This window comes from Acidimicrobiales bacterium (genome assembly GCA_035546775.1).
Taxonomy (GTDB): Bacteria; Actinomycetota; Acidimicrobiia; order Acidimicrobiales; family JACCXE01; genus JACCXE01.
Genome location: DASZWD010000015.1, coordinates 1 through 14,838 on the forward strand (window position 1 = coordinate 1; position 14,838 = coordinate 14,838).

General features: G+C 69.5%; 17 protein-coding genes. 4 read left to right on the forward strand and 13 right to left on the reverse strand.

Annotated features, from left to right (window positions below; genetic code table 11):
- Window positions 1–61: 61 nt before the first annotated feature.
- Window positions 62–1,126: a DUF2332 domain-containing protein gene (locus tag VHC63_02860; protein HVV35517.1), complete on the reverse strand. Its 1,065-nt coding sequence runs from the start codon at window positions 1,124–1,126 to the stop codon at window positions 62–64.
- Between the two features lie 19 nt (window positions 1,127–1,145).
- On the opposite strand from VHC63_02860, the gene VHC63_02865 reads away from it, so the two are divergent.
- Window positions 1,146–1,655, forward strand: coding sequence for an RDD family protein (locus VHC63_02865; protein HVV35518.1), 510 nt, complete (start codon window positions 1,146–1,148; stop codon window positions 1,653–1,655).
- On the opposite strand, the gene VHC63_02870 is transcribed toward VHC63_02865, so the two are convergent.
- Window positions 1,652–2,785 (reverse strand): phytanoyl-CoA dioxygenase family protein, encoded by a 1,134-nt coding sequence (locus VHC63_02870; GenBank protein ID HVV35519.1) that lies wholly within the window; start codon window positions 2,783–2,785, stop codon window positions 1,652–1,654. The two genes, VHC63_02865 and VHC63_02870, sit on opposite strands and share 4 nt — an antisense overlap.
- A gap of 23 nt (window positions 2,786–2,808) precedes the next feature.
- Here VHC63_02870 and VHC63_02875 point away from each other — a divergent pair, with 23 nt between their 5' ends.
- The 3 genes from VHC63_02875 to VHC63_02885 all read left to right on the forward strand — a co-directional run bounded on the left by VHC63_02875 (window position 2,809) and on the right by VHC63_02885 (window position 6,167).
- The gene (locus tag VHC63_02875; GenBank protein ID HVV35520.1) at window positions 2,809–3,621 is read left to right on the forward strand and encodes a hypothetical protein; all 813 of its coding nucleotides are present in this window, start codon (window positions 2,809–2,811) and stop codon (window positions 3,619–3,621) included.
- Window positions 3,622–3,779: 158 nt separating this feature from the next.
- Window positions 3,780–4,985, forward strand: coding sequence for a Calx-beta domain-containing protein (locus tag VHC63_02880; GenBank protein ID HVV35521.1), 1,206 nt, complete (start codon window positions 3,780–3,782; stop codon window positions 4,983–4,985).
- Window positions 4,986–4,994: 9 nt separating this feature from the next.
- Window positions 4,995–6,167, forward strand: a complete 1,173-nt coding sequence (locus VHC63_02885; protein HVV35522.1) for an LLM class flavin-dependent oxidoreductase — start codon at window positions 4,995–4,997, stop codon at window positions 6,165–6,167.
- A 57-nt stretch (window positions 6,168–6,224) separates the two neighbouring features.
- Here VHC63_02885 and gcvPB read toward each other — a convergent pair whose 3' ends face one another.
- From gcvPB to VHC63_02940, 11 genes are all read right to left on the reverse strand, one after another.
- Window positions 6,225–7,715 carry an aminomethyl-transferring glycine dehydrogenase subunit GcvPB gene (gene gcvPB / locus VHC63_02890; protein HVV35523.1) on the reverse strand — a complete coding sequence of 497 codons (1,491 nt, stop codon included), beginning with the start codon at window positions 7,713–7,715 and terminating at the stop codon, window positions 6,225–6,227.
- Window positions 7,715–9,037 carry an aminomethyl-transferring glycine dehydrogenase subunit GcvPA gene (gene gcvPA / locus VHC63_02895; protein ID HVV35524.1) on the reverse strand — a complete coding sequence of 441 codons (1,323 nt, stop codon included), beginning with the start codon at window positions 9,035–9,037 and terminating at the stop codon, window positions 7,715–7,717. Before gcvPA ends, gcvPB begins: the two co-directional genes overlap by 1 nt.
- A gap of 3 nt (window positions 9,038–9,040) precedes the next feature.
- Window positions 9,041–10,102 (reverse strand): glycine cleavage system aminomethyltransferase GcvT, encoded by a 1,062-nt coding sequence (gene gcvT / locus VHC63_02900; protein HVV35525.1) that lies wholly within the window; start codon window positions 10,100–10,102, stop codon window positions 9,041–9,043.
- Between the two features lie 61 nt (window positions 10,103–10,163).
- A complete protein-coding gene (locus VHC63_02905) occupies window positions 10,164–10,631 on the reverse strand; it encodes a MerR family transcriptional regulator (protein HVV35526.1) in 468 nt (155 codons plus the stop codon).
- Between the two features lie 103 nt (window positions 10,632–10,734).
- Window positions 10,735–11,244, reverse strand: a complete 510-nt coding sequence (locus VHC63_02910; GenBank protein HVV35527.1) for a bifunctional nuclease family protein — start codon at window positions 11,242–11,244, stop codon at window positions 10,735–10,737.
- 21 nt (window positions 11,245–11,265) lie between these two features.
- Window positions 11,266–12,156 (reverse strand): MerR family transcriptional regulator, encoded by an 891-nt coding sequence (locus VHC63_02915; protein HVV35528.1) that lies wholly within the window; start codon window positions 12,154–12,156, stop codon window positions 11,266–11,268.
- A complete protein-coding gene (locus tag VHC63_02920) occupies window positions 12,153–12,626 on the reverse strand; it encodes an FHA domain-containing protein (protein ID HVV35529.1) in 474 nt (157 codons plus the stop codon). Before VHC63_02920 ends, VHC63_02915 begins: the two co-directional genes overlap by 4 nt.
- Before the next feature lie 28 nt (window positions 12,627–12,654).
- Complete coding sequence (gcvH, locus tag VHC63_02925; GenBank protein HVV35530.1) at window positions 12,655–13,032, reverse strand: glycine cleavage system protein GcvH; 378 nt, start codon at window positions 13,030–13,032, stop codon at window positions 12,655–12,657.
- Between the two features lie 11 nt (window positions 13,033–13,043).
- Window positions 13,044–13,787, reverse strand: coding sequence for a DUF881 domain-containing protein (locus tag VHC63_02930; protein HVV35531.1), 744 nt, complete (start codon window positions 13,785–13,787; stop codon window positions 13,044–13,046).
- 4 nt (window positions 13,788–13,791) lie between these two features.
- The gene (locus VHC63_02935; GenBank protein ID HVV35532.1) at window positions 13,792–14,118 is read right to left on the reverse strand and encodes a small basic family protein; all 327 of its coding nucleotides are present in this window, start codon (window positions 14,116–14,118) and stop codon (window positions 13,792–13,794) included.
- Window positions 14,119–14,832 (reverse strand): DUF881 domain-containing protein, encoded by a 714-nt coding sequence (locus VHC63_02940; GenBank protein ID HVV35533.1) that lies wholly within the window; start codon window positions 14,830–14,832, stop codon window positions 14,119–14,121.
- Window positions 14,833–14,838 lie beyond the last annotated feature (6 nt).

Sequence of the window (14,838 nt, forward strand, 5' to 3'; positions counted from 1 at the left end):
GCGGTGCAGCACATCGACTCGTACTTCCAGCAGCACTGCGGCGCCGGCAAGTAGTCGCTCGCTAGGCGAGCCACTCCAGCCACCGCCCGTGCGGGTGGCACCGACCAACCGACTCGGCGCGCAGTGTGTCGCGTCCGAAGACGGCCAGCCCGACCAGGCTGTGGGCCGAGGCGCGGCTGTCGCCGCGGGTGGGGATGGCAGGCGCGATCCCGACGCCTTCGGCCGACACCCACGCCACTGTCCGCGTTGACGCCGCTTCGTCGAGGCGGCGCAGGAACCGCAGCCGGCTCTCCAGCGAGAAGTACGACAGCGCCCACGTCGTGGTGACGACGGGCAGAGCGTCGGCCGGCACGCGAGCGAACGCGTCGGGCAGCACCTCCACCGCATCGCCCTGGAGCAGCGTCGGCGGTGAGCCTGCCGCCAGCGCGATGGCGGCGTCGAGGCGCGCCACCCGTTCGGGCTGATCAGGCCACAGGCAGGCGCGCAACCACCGGGCGTCCGCCGGATCGGCGGCGTCGACCGGATTGAGGTCGACGCCGATGCGGGCGGCGACGGGCGGCACCGCGCCGGCGGGCACGCGCCCCTCCCCGACGACGTCGCAGGTCAACTGGAGCGATGAGGCCGGGTCGCCGAGAACGGTTCCGTCGGAGTACGTAATGCCGGCGCGATCGAGGTTCAGGTTGAGCCCGGCCGAGCAACCCACGTCGATCAGGCCGATGCGCGCCGCGCCGACCCGGCGGGCCGCCTCGCCGATGGCGGGATAGAGGACGGCGATGCGCCCCGTCTCGTTCGTCTGGGTCTGACGCTGCGTCGCGATGGCGACGACGTCAGGCGTCAGCGTGAGAAGGGCGTCGACCGCCGCCGCCGGCGCGGCCGCGAGGTCGCGCTGCGCGTAGGCGTCGGCCAACGCCGGCGCCCGCCCCTGAATTGCGAGGTCGTGCAGGGCGGCGAGGATCACCGTCGGGTGCCGCTTCGGCGGCGGCGCTTCCTCGATGGCGGCGAGAGCTTCGGGTGACTCGCTGATGGCCACCGCCACCCGTTCGTACAGCGGTGAGCTGTCGACCACGTCGACCTCACCGAAGTGGCGGTAGACCTCGGCGAGGGTGCGGGCGTTCCCAAGAGCCATGTCGTCGATTTTCGCACCCATGTGGTGGACTCATCCGGTGCAGTACTACGACGAACCGCTGCCGCAGACGATCACGCCCTACGAGTACGCCCGATGGCCGCGGCGCATCGCCTCGTCGATCATCGACGGGCTCGTGCTCGGCGTCATCACCCTGCCGTTCCTGTCGCCGGCGCTGAGTCACGCGCTCAACGCGTCGGACCCGACGAGGGCCACCTTCACCGGCGGCGAGGTGCGGACGATCCTCGTCGTCAGCATCACCGCGCAGATCCTCTACTTCACCGGGATGCACGCTTGGCGCGGCGCCACCATCGGCAAGATCGCCACCGGAACCATGCTGCTGCGCGATGACGGGTCGCCGGTGACGGCCGCGGTCGCGTTCACGCGCGCCGTCGCTCTCCTCGGCATCAATTTCGTGAGCGGCTTCCTGCTCAGCATCCCGGCAATCGTGAACCTGCTGCGACCGATCTGGAGCCCGCGGCGCCAGACCTGGCACGACCAGATCGCCCGCACCGTCGTCGTGCGGCGCTAGAGCGCAGCGACCTCTTCGGTGCGGTTGCGCACCAGGTCGTTGAACGCCTGACCCGCACCCACGTGCTCCCACATGGAGGGTGGGAAGTGCGACACGTACAGCGTGCGGCGCCACCCCTGCGTCTCCTTCGGCCCTGTCGGGCGCGGCGACGCGTGCATTACGTCTTTGATGTGCACGGTCACGTCGCCCGGTTCGGTGTCGATGGCGACGACGGGAACGTCGGCAAAGCGCTGCTGCCACCCGTTGTGCAGCGACTGGCCGTGGCTGCCGGGGACGAAGGTGATGTTGCCGACTTCGGCGTTCGAACCCGTGAGCTGGATGCCCACGCCCACCGACGGGCAGTAGATGGCGTGGCCGCCCATGCCGCAATCCTGATGCCACGGGATGTTCGATAGGCCCTGCGTCTTGCCCGGCACCTTCAGCAGAACCGCCGCGCCCTCCATCCGGTCGTGCGAGGGCTTGAGGTCGGCGCGCAGGAGCGTTCCGAGGCGCGTCACCCGGGCGTCGTACTCCACTTCGTTGATGACGTCGGAGCGCATGCCCGTGTAAACGAGGCGGCACAGCACGTCGTTGCCGTCCTCGTCGGTGACCCACCACGACTCGTCGTCACCGCGGCGGGCGAGCGCCGCGAGGCGGTCGACCTCGGCGTTCATCGCCGCGATCTCGTCGGGGCTGAACACGCCGCGCACGTGGAGGTAGCCCGTCGTCTCGAGGTACGCGCGCAGGTCGTCGTCGGAGTCGTCGAGGGTGAAGGACCGGGTGAGGTCGACGCCGCTGAGGTCCACACGCGCCGGGTCGTAGAGCGGGACGCCGCAGTGGACCAACGTGAGGAGCGGCCCCCAGTCCGCCAGTTGGACGAAGTTCCCGCGCTCGTACGTCAGCTCGCTGGCGAGGTGCAGGTTGACCAGGGTGCGCACCTGGGTGATGAGGTCGCTCCACGCCACGGGCGACAGCGACACCACGACGCTCGCCGTCGGGTCGACCGGTCCGTCGTCGACGGCCACACCCTCGCCGGGAAGGAAGCGGTAATTGGCCACGGTGTCGCCGATGCGGAAGGCCACGGGCGCCAGTTCGGGCGTGACTCGCATGACGGCGGCGAGGTCGCTGTCGGTTAGCCCGTGCACACCCACGCCCGAAACGCTACAGAATGCTGATGCCCCGTGACATCCGCGAGCTGCGCGACGACCCAGATGCCTATGCCACGGAGCTGCGGAGGCGGTGGGGCGGGCTGCTCAGCTACCGCTATATCGGCCGGCGCCACCCAGCCCTCGACGCGGGGCCGGTCGACAACACCGTCGTGCTGCGCCGCGACATGCGTAACGCGTCGGGCGGGCTTCTCCTCTCCGTGCTCGCCATCGCCGCGCCCGAGGGCGGCGGCATGAGCGACCTCGACGCCGTCCCCAATCCGGTCGTCCACTCGTGCCAGCTGCTCGACCCGGGCCGCGACGTGCACCGCATCGAGGTCGTGACCGAGGTACTCAAGCGCGGCCGCCAGATGAGCTTCAGCCGCTCACGCATCCTCGACGCCGACAACCCCGCGCGCGTGCTGGCGTTGACCGCAGGCGAAGGCGTCAGCATCGGCGCGCCGCCCGAGGGGCTCATGCGCATCGACACCGAGCCGCTCGACATCGTCGACAGCGACGATCTGCCCCCGTTGTGGCGGGTGTTCGGCGCTCACCAACGCAACGACGGGCGGTGGGCGTTGCCGGCGCTCACCGACGAGTTCGCGTCGCCCGACGCCGCCCTTCACATCGGCCCGCAGTTCGTGGTGCTCGAACACGCCGCCGTCCCGCCGGGAGCCCAAGCGGTGTCGTCCCACGTGATGTTCCTCGCCCGCGGCAAGGTCGGCCCGTTCCGGGTCGAGGTCGACCCCGTCGGCGCCCACGCGGCGCGCGCCCAGCTGTTCGACGAGGGCAACGACGACCGGCTGATCACGACGGCCAGCTACCAGTTCGAGGCTTGGTAACCTCGATAGTGCGCTGGGGATTCGCCGAAGTAATTCCGCACCTCCAGGCGCCCCACCGTGTCGTGATGTCACGCACGGACCTCAGAAACAAAACATCTTCGGAGAATCGCGTGCTGCATCGAATTCGTTCTTTTGTTCCTCTTGCTGTTCCGGGCCTCATGCTTGTGGCGGGACTCGCCTTCACTACGCCTGCCGGGGCTGACACGTTGCCGCCCGAGTGCGTCACGTCTGGTGGCGTCATCACCTGCACGTATTCGACAACAGGCGAGCACACGTTCGTCGTACCGACCGGCGTCACGCAGGCGAGCTTCACCGCGACCGGCGGTGCCGGTGGTTCGTTTCTCACTGGGACGACCGTCGATCAAACCGGTGGTCGCGCGGCGATCGTTGCCGTGCCGTCCCAGCCGGTGACTCCAGGCACAACGCTGTATGTCGAAGTGGGCGGCCGCGGGCTCGCGAATACCGAGACGGATTCGAGCGGTCTCAACGGTGGCGCGAACGGCGGCGGCCGCGGCCGAACCGCCGGAGTCGCCGGCGGCGGTGGCGGGGCGAGCGATATCCGCACCGCTCCCGCAAGCGCGGGCTTGTCGCCCGACCCACGCCTCGTTATCGCCGCTGGCGGCGGTGGCGCCGGCGGGCTCGGCGGTAGTGGAGGCGCGGGCGGCGACGCCGACTCCCCGGGCGCCGCCGGGTTCGGTTCACCCAATTCGGGTGGAGCGGCGGGTTTTCCAACGGGGACGAGCGCACCCGGCGCCGGTGCATCCGATGGCGGCGCTACGGCCGGCACGCACGGCCAGGGTGGCGACGGTGGCTATTGCGGTGGCGGCGGTGGTGGCGGCTTCTACGGAGGTGGCGGCGGCAACAACGCGTCGTCGACCTCGTGCAGCGCCGCGGACTCGGGCCCGACCGCCGGCGGCGGTGGGGGTGGCGGGCAGTCGTTGGTGCCGGCGGGTGGCTCGTACACGCTGGCCGCGCTCGGTGCGACACCGCAAGTCGTCATTGCCTACGCCGCGCCCGCGACCACAACGCCGGTACGGGTGAAGGTCCCCGACCGCAGCTTCACCGAAGGCGCCAAGGCGCACTACGAGAAGTTCGTGGTGCGGCTCTCGGACGTCGCGGCCGAGGATGTCAACGTCGACTTCCATACAACCGACGGCACCGCGATCGCGGGTGTCGACTACGTGGCCACGTCTGGGCATCTGACGATCCCCGCGGGGGCGAAAGTCGGCGCCGTGCGGGTACGCATTCTCGGTAACACGACGCCGCAGTCGAACCGCGCGTTCAGCCTCGTGATCACGAACCCGTCGAGCAACGCGCACATCGTCGACGACACCGGCGTGGGCACGATCGTCGACGACGACTAGAACAGCGGCATGAACTGGCCCCTGAAGTTCGGCATCTTCCTCGCACCGTTCCATCCAGTGGGCCAGAACCCGACGCTGGCTCTCGAGCGTGACCTCGAACTGATCCAGCGCCTCGACGCGCTCGGCTACGACGAGGCGTGGATCGGCGAGCATCACTCGGCGGGCTACGAGATCATCGCCAGCCCTGAGCTGTTCATGGCGGTGGCGTCGCAGCGGACCAAGAACATTCGGCTCGGCACGGGCGTGTCCTCGCTGCCGTATCACCACCCGCTGATCCTGGCCGACCGCATGGTGCTGCTCGACCACCTCACGCGGGGTCGCATCATGTTCGGCGTCGGGCCGGGCGCGCTGCCGTCGGACGCGTTCATGATGGGCATCGACACGAGTCGTCAGCGCGAGATGATGGAAGAGTCGCTCGAGGCGATCGTGGCGCTGCTCACCAGCGACGAGCCCGTCAACATCCAGACCGACTGGTTCACGCTGCGCGACGCCCGTCTCCAGCTGCGGCCCTACACCCATCCGCACTTCGAGATTGCGGTGGCGGCGCAGGTGTCGCCGTCGGGGCCGCGCCTCGCCGGCAAGATGGGCTTCAACCTGCTGTCCATCGGGGCGACGACGCAGGGCGGCTTCGACGTCCTCGGATCGCACTGGACCGTCATGGAAGAGCGCGCCGCCGAGTTCGGCACCGTGGCCGACCGGCGCGGCTGGCGCCTCGTCGGGCCGATGCACATCGCCGAGACGGAGGAGCAGGCGCGTAAGGACGTCGAGTTTGGCCTGGCTGAATGGATGGACTACTTCCGCCGCGTCGCCGCGTTACCGCTGGCGCCGGAGGCGAACGACACCGAGTCGATGGTGGAGTCGATGAACAACTCGGGGATGTCGGTGATCGGCACGCCCGAACAGGCGATCGCCCAGATCCAGCGCCTCATCGACCAGTCCGGCGGGTTCGGCACGTTCCTCTTCATGGCGCACGAGTGGGCCAACCGCGAGCGCACGCTGGCGAGCTACGAACTGTTCGCCCGCGAGGTCATGCCGCACTTCCAGGGCCAGATGGAGCGCGCCGTCGGCTCCCGCGACTGGGCCGCCACCAACCGCCCCGAGTTCATCGGCGCCGCCACCACCGCCGTCATGAAGGCCTTCCAGGACCACAACGCCGAGAAGGCCGCCAAAGCGCAAGCCTGATCCAACTGGTGATGCTGAGGCAGGGTCTTTCTCCCTCAGCATCACCAAAAGCGCTGGCTACGGGCGCATGTCCTCCGTGGCAATGAGTTTGCGCGCCGCTTGGGCTTCGTCGACCCGGCCGACGGGGGTGTTGTAGGGCGCGTGGGTGAGGTGGTCCGCTGACATCGCCGCCACGCGTTCGAAGGCCTGCGCCAGCTCCTCGAGGGTTTCGAGCGACTCGGTCTCGGTCGGCTCGATCATCAGCGCTTCGGCCACGATCAGCGGGAAGTACATCGTCGGGGCGTGGAAGCCTTCGTCGAGGAGACCCTTGGCGATGTCGAACGCCTTGATCCCGTTCGCCTTGAGGTTGGTGGCCGCCGCCACGAACTCGTGCATGTTCGGCCGGTCGTAGGGAATGTCGAAGGTGCCCCGCAGGCGGTGGCGCAGCCAGTTGGCGTTCAGTACCGCGCCCTCGGCGACGCGGCGCAGCCCGTCGGACCCGTTGGCCACGATGTAGCTGTAGGCGCGCACGAGGGCGAGGGCGTTGCCGTACCAGCCGTGGACCCGCCCGATCGAACGCTCAGGAGTGACCCACGTCCAGGTGCCGTCGTCGCTGCGGGCCGGCAACGGGCCGGGCAGGAACTCGGCGACCCGTGGCCCGACCGCCACCGGTCCGGCGCCGGGGCCGCCGCCGCCGTGGGGCACGGCGAAGGTCTTGTGCAGGTTCATGTGCACGATGTCGAAGCCCATGTCGCCGGGACGGGTCACGCCGAGGATGGCGTTGAGGTTGGCGCCGTCGTAATACAGGAGCGCGCCGACCTTGTGGACTTCTGCGGCGATCTCCGCGATGTCCTCTTCGAAGAGGCCGAGCGTGTTCGGGTTGGTGAGCATGATGCCGGCGACGTCGTCGTCGAGCTGTGCCCGCAGGGCGTCGAGGTCGACGCAGCCGCGGGCGTCGGATGGGATCGTGACCGTCTCGTAGCCGCCGAGGGTCACCGAGGCCGGGTTCGTGCCGTGGGCAGAGTCGGGGATGATGATCTTCGTCCGCTGGCGGCCGACGCCTTCGTGATACGCCCGCATGAGCAGCAGACCGGTGAGCTCACCGGCGGCGCCCGCCGGTGGCGCCAGCGTGACCGCCGCCATCCCGGTGATGGCACACAGCGACTCACCCAGCGTGCCCAACAGTTCGAGCCAGCCCTGCGCGTACGCGGCGGGCGTGGCTGGGTGCACGTTGCCGAAGCCCCGCAGGCCGGCGGCCTCGTCGCACAGCTTCGGGTTGTACTTCATGGTGCACGAGCCGAGCGGGTAGGCGCCGAGGTCGACGGAGTACTGCCGGTGCGTCAGCCGCGTCGTGTGGGCCACGAGGTCGCGCTCGGACACCTCCGGGAACCCCGCGGCCTCGATGCGACGGTGCTCCTGCGGCACGAGTTCGTCAAGCGACCACTCCGGCGTGTTCGTCATCCGCAGCCCGCCGGCGCGCCGGCCCTCGACCGACAACTCGAAGATCGTGGGTTCGACGTCGCGTCCGACCACCGGCGCCGACGAGGCGCGACCCGCTCCGATGGCCATTACCGCACCGCCTTCTCGAACGCAGCGACGAAGGCATCGATCTCCGCCTTCGTGCGCTTCTCCGTCACCGCGATCAGCAGGCCCTCCTGGCCGGCGCCGTCGTCGGTCGGTGTGCCGGCGAGGAAGCCCTCGTCCGCCAACCGCTCGACCAGCACGTCGGGGGCGACGGGGGTCGCGACCGCGAACTCACGCAGCACCGGCGCGTCGACCAGCGGCGTCACGCCATCGATCGCCGCCAGCGCGTCGCGGGCATACCGCGTGCCGCGGGCGCACTGCGTCGCCACGTCGACCAGGCCTTGCTTGCCCAGCCACCCCATCTGGATCATGGCCGTCACCGCGATGAGCGTCTGGTTGGTGCACACGTTCGACGACGCCTTCTCCCGCCGGATGTCCTGCTCGCGGGTGCGCAACGTCGTGGTGAACGCCCGGCGCCCCTGCGGATCGGCCGTTTCGCCGACGAGGCGGCCGGGGATCCGCCGCACATGCTCGAGCTTGGCGGCGAAGAGGCCGAGGTAGGGCCCACCGAACGACATCGGGGTGCCGAAGGGTTGGCCTTCGCCCACCGCGATGTCGGCGCCCCACTCCCCCGCCGATTTCAGGACCGCCGCCGCAACGGGATCGAACACCATCACGAGCATGGCCCCCGTGTTGCGGGCGACTTCCGCGGCGGCGGCAACGTCGTCGAGCACCCCGAGCCGGTTCGGGTACTGCACGACCACAGCGCCCGCGTCGCGCACCTGCGACCAGTCGGTCACGCCGTCACGCAGCGGGACGCGCACGATGTCGTGGCCGGTGCCCGCGGCGAAGGTCGTGACCACGTCCTGCCACAACCGGTGCACACCGTCGCTCATCTCGACCTGCTGGCGCCCGCTGGCCGCCACGGCGAGATTGACGGCCTCCACCAGGGCCGTGGCGCCGTCGTAGAGCGACGCGTTGGCGATCTCGAGGCCACTGAGGCGGGCGACCATCGTCTGGTACTCGAAGAGCGCCTGGAGGACGCCCTGAGCGACCTCCGGCTGGTACGGCGTGTACGCCGTCACGAACTCGGTCCGCCCAGCGAGGCGACGCACCGCGGCGGGGATGTCGTGGTCGTAGGCGCCGCCGCCGGCGAAGCACACCAGATCGGCGCCGGTGTTGAGCCCGGCCAGGCGCTCCATCTCCGCCGCGGTCTCGAACTCGCTCAAGCCGGCGGGAATGTCGAGGCCGCCGGCGAGGCGCAGCGCCTCGGGCACGCAGTCGAACAACTCGTCGAGCGACGACAGCCCGACGAAGTCGAGCATCGACGCGATCTCGCGGTCAGTGTGCGGGACGTAGTGCGCCAACGGTTAGAGCCTTTTCTCCACGAACGGGGTCTTGACGATGCTGCCGGTCAGCGTGCGGCCCCGGACGTCGAAGGTGACGGGGTCGCCCACCTGGGCGTGCGACTCGAGGAATCCGAGCGCGATCGCCTTTTCGAGCATCGGTGAGAAGTTGCCGCTGGTAACCACGCCGATGCGCTCGCCCTCGGCGCTCGACACGATCGAGCCGTCACGCGCCGGTTGGCGGCCGTCGATCACCATGCCGCGCAGCAGACGGGCCGGGCCGGCGGCGCGCTCGGCGACGAGGGCCGCCTTGCCGGTGAAGTCGTCCTTGTCCCAACCCACGACCCAGCCCAGCCCGGCTTGGAGCGGGGTGATGCCGACGCCCAGTTCGTGCCCGTGCAGCGGCAGGCCGGCTTCCAGCCGCAGCGTGTCGCGCGCTCCGAGGCCCGCAGGCTCGACGCCGGCCGACATGAGCGCGTCCCACACACTGGCGGCCGCGTCGACGGGGACCGCGATCTCGACGCCATCCTCGCCCGTGTAGCCGGTGCCGGCCACGGTGCAGTCGGCACCGGCGACCTCGACCCGCTCGACGCGGAACCGCTTCACCGCTGCGGCCGCCTCACTCACCTTGGCGACGCGCTGGCGCGCCTCGGGACCCTGCACCGCCAGGATGCAGCGCGACGCCGTCGTGTCGGTGCCACCGATGGCGGCGACGACCCGGTCGGTGTTGGATGCGTTCGGCATGACGTCGAAGGTCGTGTCGCCGACCCACCACACGATGATGTCGTCGAGGACCGAGCCCTCCTCGTCGAGGAGGTGGGTGTACTGCGCCCGACCCGGCGCCACCCTGCGCAGGTCGTTGGTCAGCGCGTGCTGGAGGTGGTCGAAGGCGGCGTCGCCCTCGACGCGCACGGTGCCGAGGTGGCTGACGTCGAACACCACCGCCGAGGTGCGGCAGGCGCGGTGCTCGTGCAGCGTGCCCGCCGGATAGGCCACCGGCATGAGCCAGCCGCCGAATTCGACGAGCTTCGCCCCCAGCGCGCGGTGCGTGTCTTCGAGTGCTGCGTGTCGGAGCCCGTCTGCCATCGCGCTGCCGACTCTAGAGGTCGCGGCGCCGCGCGACGGTCTTCCCCAGCGTTATTGGCAGTTACTGGTTCGCCGCGACCTTCGTCGGTGCCTCGGAACCGCCGAGATCCACGATGGCGGCGTCGAGTTCGTCGACCACACCGGCCAACGGGAAGATGTTGAGCACCCCTTGGCCGCCCTTCACCAGGTCGACGAGTTCCTCGCCGTTCATGGCGAGAACCGAGGTGGCATCGGAGAGGACGATGTTGGCCGAGGCGACGTCGTCGCCGCCGGAGCGCAGCGCCTCGACCGCCCGGCGGGCGGCGGGGAGGGCGAGACCGGCGTCGAGGAACTTCTTGATGACCTTGAGGCTGAGGACGTCGTGATACGAGTACAGCCGCTGGGTGCCGCTGCCAGCGGCGTCGGCCAGCGACGGGCGCAGCAGATCGGTACGCGCCCAGTAGTCGAGCTGGCGGTAGGTGATGCCCACCAACTTGCAGACCTGGGGCCCGCGGAAACCGATTTGTTCAGGCGCGGGGGAAGTAGCCATCGGAACCTCTCTCTGGGACGCAGCACCACTACAACGCAGTAACGAACTACGTCCGTGTACTTCGCACCATAAACACAGCGGTGCGCGGCGTCAATAAGCCGATTTAGGAAAAGTCTTCCGGGTTCAGGCCCTCGAGGAACTCCCGGAACTCGTCGACGAGCTCCTCCGGCTCCAGATCCTCGTCGTCGCTCTCCTCGGCCCATTCGACGGTCGTGCCTTCGGCTTCGAGGCGGTCGAGCAGTTCGGTGTCGATGTCGATCTCGGAGCCGGTGCGCACCGCGAGCGCCACCGCGTCCGACGGCCGGGCCGACACCGTGACCGGTTGACCGTTGAGGTTGAGACGCAACTCGGCGAAGTACGTCTGGTTGCGCAGGGCGACGATGGCCACGCGTTCGAGGGTGGCGCCCAGCGCCGCCAGCGTGTCGCGGAACAGGTCGTGGGTCAGCGGCCGTCCTGGCTCGCGTCCCTCCATGGCGTTGACGATCGCCTGGGCCTCGGTGTCGCCGATGTAGATCGGCAGCGTGCGCCCGGCACCTTCGGTCTCGGTGAGAAACATGACCGGCGTGTTGCCTGGCATCTCAATCCGTACGCCGGAGATTCGCACCCGCGACATACCGCGAGCGTAGCGAGGCGGCTAGCCCGTGATGTCGCGAACGGCTTGGCGCACCAGCGCGGCGCGCAATCCCTCGCCGAGACGACCGAGTTGTTCGAGCGATTCGGCCGCCTGGCGACGGGCGGCCGGGTTCCGCTGCTTCAGCAGCGGCAGCACGATCTGTTCGAACAAGCCGGCTTCGCGATCAGCCGCGCTCTTGAATTGCTTGAGGTGACGCGCCTCGATGCCGAACTGGAGGAAACCCGCCGCCGCCTGCGTGACGGCCAGGGCGTCGGCGTCGAAGTAGTCCGTGCCGCCGAGGGTGCGCGGTGCAATCAGACCGAACTTGGCGAGTTCGAGCACGCGGGCTTCGCTGAGGCCGGTCGCCGCCGCGAGTTCCTCGACGGTAAGGGCGACCTCGTGTGCGTCGTGGTCGGGTTCGGGCTCAGGCGTGGGTGCGGGCCGCGGCGTCGCCGCCGGCTTCAACTCGGCCGTCGGCGACGCGGACACCGGTGAGCGGCGCACCTTCGTGATCGGCGTCGGCTCCTCGACCGGATGCAGGGGCGGACGCACCGCCGGCGCTTCGGTCGTCACCGCGCTCGCCGCCTCTGCGATCGACGGCCCCGCGTTCGTCGGGTGCGTCTGCTTCGACTCGGCCTCAGCGGCCGCGGTGTCGGCGGCGCCCTCCGGCTCGTCGCCCAGGCGACCGCGGATCACCTTGAGCGGCAGAAAGTTCTCGCGCTGCTGGCGCAGGATCCACTTCAGGCGCTCGACATCGTGCTCGTAGAACTTCCGGTAACCCGAAGGCGTGCGCTCCGGGTCGATCAAGCCCTGGCTTTCGAGGAAGCGAATCTTCGAAATGGTGACGTCGGGAAACTCGGCTGTCAGGAGCGACAGCACTTCACCGATCGACAGATACGACCGATCACTCATTGGGCGGACAGAAATACAAGCCGGTACTTGCCGATCTGCACTTCGTCGCCTGACACCAGCGGCGCATCGTCGATGCGCTCGCGGTTGAGGTACGTGCCGTTGAGCGACCCGGTGTCGCGCAGGGTGTAGCGACCGTCGAGTCGGTGCACTTCGGCGTGGCGACGCGACACCGTGATGTCGTCGAGAAAGATGTCGCTGTCAGGGTGGCGCCCGGCACGGGTGACTTCACGGTCGAGCAGGTAGCGCTCCCCGACATTTGGCCCCCGTCGCACCACGAGGACAGCCGAGCCGGCTTCGAGGTCGCTCGCCGCCAACGCGATGTCGTCGTCTTCGGCCTGCTCGGTCGGAGTGACCGGCGCGATGATCGTCGCCGTCGTCTCGTCGGCGCGCGCCTCAGTCAGCTTGCCGCCGCAGGACGCGCAGAACGCGCCCCCCTCGGGATTGCGGTGTCCACAGTGCGGGCAGACCACGCCGGCAGCGTAACGCGAACCCTCAACCTCAAGTGGAGGTGACTTCGGTGTACGCCGCCGGAGACAACAGCTCGCCGGTATCGGGACTGGCCGGTTGGATCACGAACATCCACCCGTCGCCGTACGGGTCGGCGTTGACCGTCTCGGGATTGTCGGCCACCGCCCCGTTCACTTCCACGACGACACCTGACAGCGGCGCGTAGATCTCCGAGACGGACTTGGTGGACTCGACCTCGCCGCACACTGCGCCGGCCGTGACTTGGGCGCCCACGTCCGGCAGCCCGACGTAGACGACGTCGCCCAGCGCGTCCTGCGCGAAGTCGGTGATGCCCACCCGGGCGCGGTCGCCCTCGACGCGCACCCACTCATGGTCCGACGTGTACAGAAGATCTTCGGGAACGTTCACGAGCGGCGACTCTAGGACGCCGGCTTTCCTACGCGAAACCTTGGTGGGTTGCTGAGTGCTGGGACGTCCAGCTTCGACGAACGCTGGAGGTCCACGGCGACGCCGCGCAGCGAGTTGAGGACGTCGAGGGCGCCGCCGGGGATCTTGAGGCCACCTTCCAGCGTGGACGCCGGGCCGATGGCAACCAGGGTGTACGGCGCGCTGATCGCGATGCCGTCGACGGTCACCTTGCCGTCGGACTCTCCGAACGCCGAGCCCGCCCCGATGCGCCGGTTGTTCAGGGCCAGCGCCTCGGCCCCGGCGTCGCGCAACTCGGCGGCGACGTCGATGAAGGTGTCGTACTGGATGGCGCCGTCGGGGTCCTCGATCTTGATGGTGAGTCCCGGTCCCGACACCGGCACCGTGCCGGCGAGCACCTGGAGGGCCCGCAGCTGCGCCTCGGCGGCCGCCGTCGAGGCGCTGTCGGCCGCGTTGCTGTTCTGGAGCTGCAACAGCTGAAGCTTGAGACTGGAGATCTCGTCGCGCAGGGCGTCGGCCTCCGTCGTAAGACCGGCGAGGATGCGGGTCAGGTCGCCTTCGTTTTCGGCCTCGAGCCGCTGCTTGAACGCCTCTGATCCGCGCAACTGCCCAACGGCGAGGAACCCCACGAGGGCGGTGACGCCCAGCACGAGGAGCACCGAGCCGATCCGGCTCGCCGTCCACCGCGTCGGGCCGGCAACCGGTTCGTCGCCGACGGGTGCGGTGGTGGCGGTCACCGGGTCAGCCTCCGAATACCCGGCGGCGCAGGGCGGCGACGTTCTGGAAGATGCGCACGCCGAACACGACCACGATGGCGGTCACGAGGTCGACGCCGAGCTGGTCGCCCAGCCACACGAGCACGATCGCCACGAGGGCGTTGGCGGCGAAGGCCACCACGAAGATGCGGTCGTTGAAGGTGTGCTCGAGGTACGCCCGCACACCGCCGAGCGACGCGTCGAGCGCCGCAACCACGGCCATGGCGACGTAGCGGCCGAGTTCCTGGCTCACCGTCGGGTGGACGGCGATGGCGATAAGGGCGCCGACGAGCAGTCCCAGCAGCGCGAACACTTAGGAGCTCTCCTTGGGCGTGGCGACGTCGATGCCGACCCGGCCGGCAAACGCGGGAAGGGTCATCGAGTCGACGCGACCGGCCGAGAAGCCGAGGCCGAACAACGTGTGCCAATGGCGCATCCGCTGGGCGATGTCGCTGCGGCTGAAACGGGTGGCGTCGGCGCCGATGGCGTCGATGCGATACGGCGGCGACAGCGGACGGAAGTTGACCACGATCGTCTCGCCGGCTTGGCGGATCGACGTCGTGGCCACGACGCGGTTGCCGTTGATGGCGACTGCCTCGGCGCCGGCACCCCACAGTGCGTTGACCAGCAACTGCAGGTCGAGGTCGGAGATGCGATACGCCTCGGAATCCTTGGCGTCGTCGGGAATGGTGTCGGCGTCGGACACTTTGACCCGCAGCCCCGAGCCCTTGACGGCCGACGTGCCGGCCTGGGCGGCGAGGGTCGCTTCGGCGCGGGTGTTCGCCGCTGTCGCGTGATTGACCTGACTGACGCGGCGCTGCTCGTCGGCGAGCTGGCTGCGCAGCTTGCCGACGGCCTGGTCGAGGTCGCCGATCTGCGAGCGCCGCTGCTGGATGAGCGCGATCAACCGTTCCTTGCCGGGCTGCTCGGCCTTTTTCGTCGCCGTCGCCGACTGCGCGGCGGTGACGATGCCGAAGCCCAAGAGCGCGAGGACCAGAACCAGTGCCGGGGAAGTTGTGCGGGGCACGCGGGA

Excerpts from the sequence above, each read along its gene's own strand:
- VHC63_02860 (HVV35517.1), bottom strand. The coding sequence starts at position 1,126 with ATGGCTCTTGGGAACGCCCGCACCCTCGCCGAGGTCTACCGCCACTTC.
- VHC63_02865 (HVV35518.1), top strand. The coding sequence starts at position 1,146 with ATGTGGTGGACTCATCCGGTGCAGTACTACGACGAACCGCTGCCGCAG.
- VHC63_02875 (HVV35520.1), top strand. The coding sequence starts at position 2,809 with ATGCCCCGTGACATCCGCGAGCTGCGCGACGACCCAGATGCCTATGCC.
- VHC63_02880 (HVV35521.1), top strand. The coding sequence starts at position 3,780 with ATGCTTGTGGCGGGACTCGCCTTCACTACGCCTGCCGGGGCTGACACG.
- VHC63_02885 (HVV35522.1), top strand. The coding sequence starts at position 4,995 with ATGAACTGGCCCCTGAAGTTCGGCATCTTCCTCGCACCGTTCCATCCA.
- gcvPB (HVV35523.1), bottom strand. The coding sequence starts at position 7,715 with ATGGCCATCGGAGCGGGTCGCGCCTCGTCGGCGCCGGTGGTCGGACGC.
- gcvT (HVV35525.1), bottom strand. The coding sequence starts at position 10,102 with ATGGCAGACGGGCTCCGACACGCAGCACTCGAAGACACGCACCGCGCG.
- VHC63_02905 (HVV35526.1), bottom strand. The coding sequence starts at position 10,631 with ATGGCTACTTCCCCCGCGCCTGAACAAATCGGTTTCCGCGGGCCCCAG.
- VHC63_02910 (HVV35527.1), bottom strand. The coding sequence starts at position 11,244 with ATGTCGCGGGTGCGAATCTCCGGCGTACGGATTGAGATGCCAGGCAAC.
- VHC63_02915 (HVV35528.1), bottom strand. The coding sequence starts at position 12,156 with ATGAGTGATCGGTCGTATCTGTCGATCGGTGAAGTGCTGTCGCTCCTG.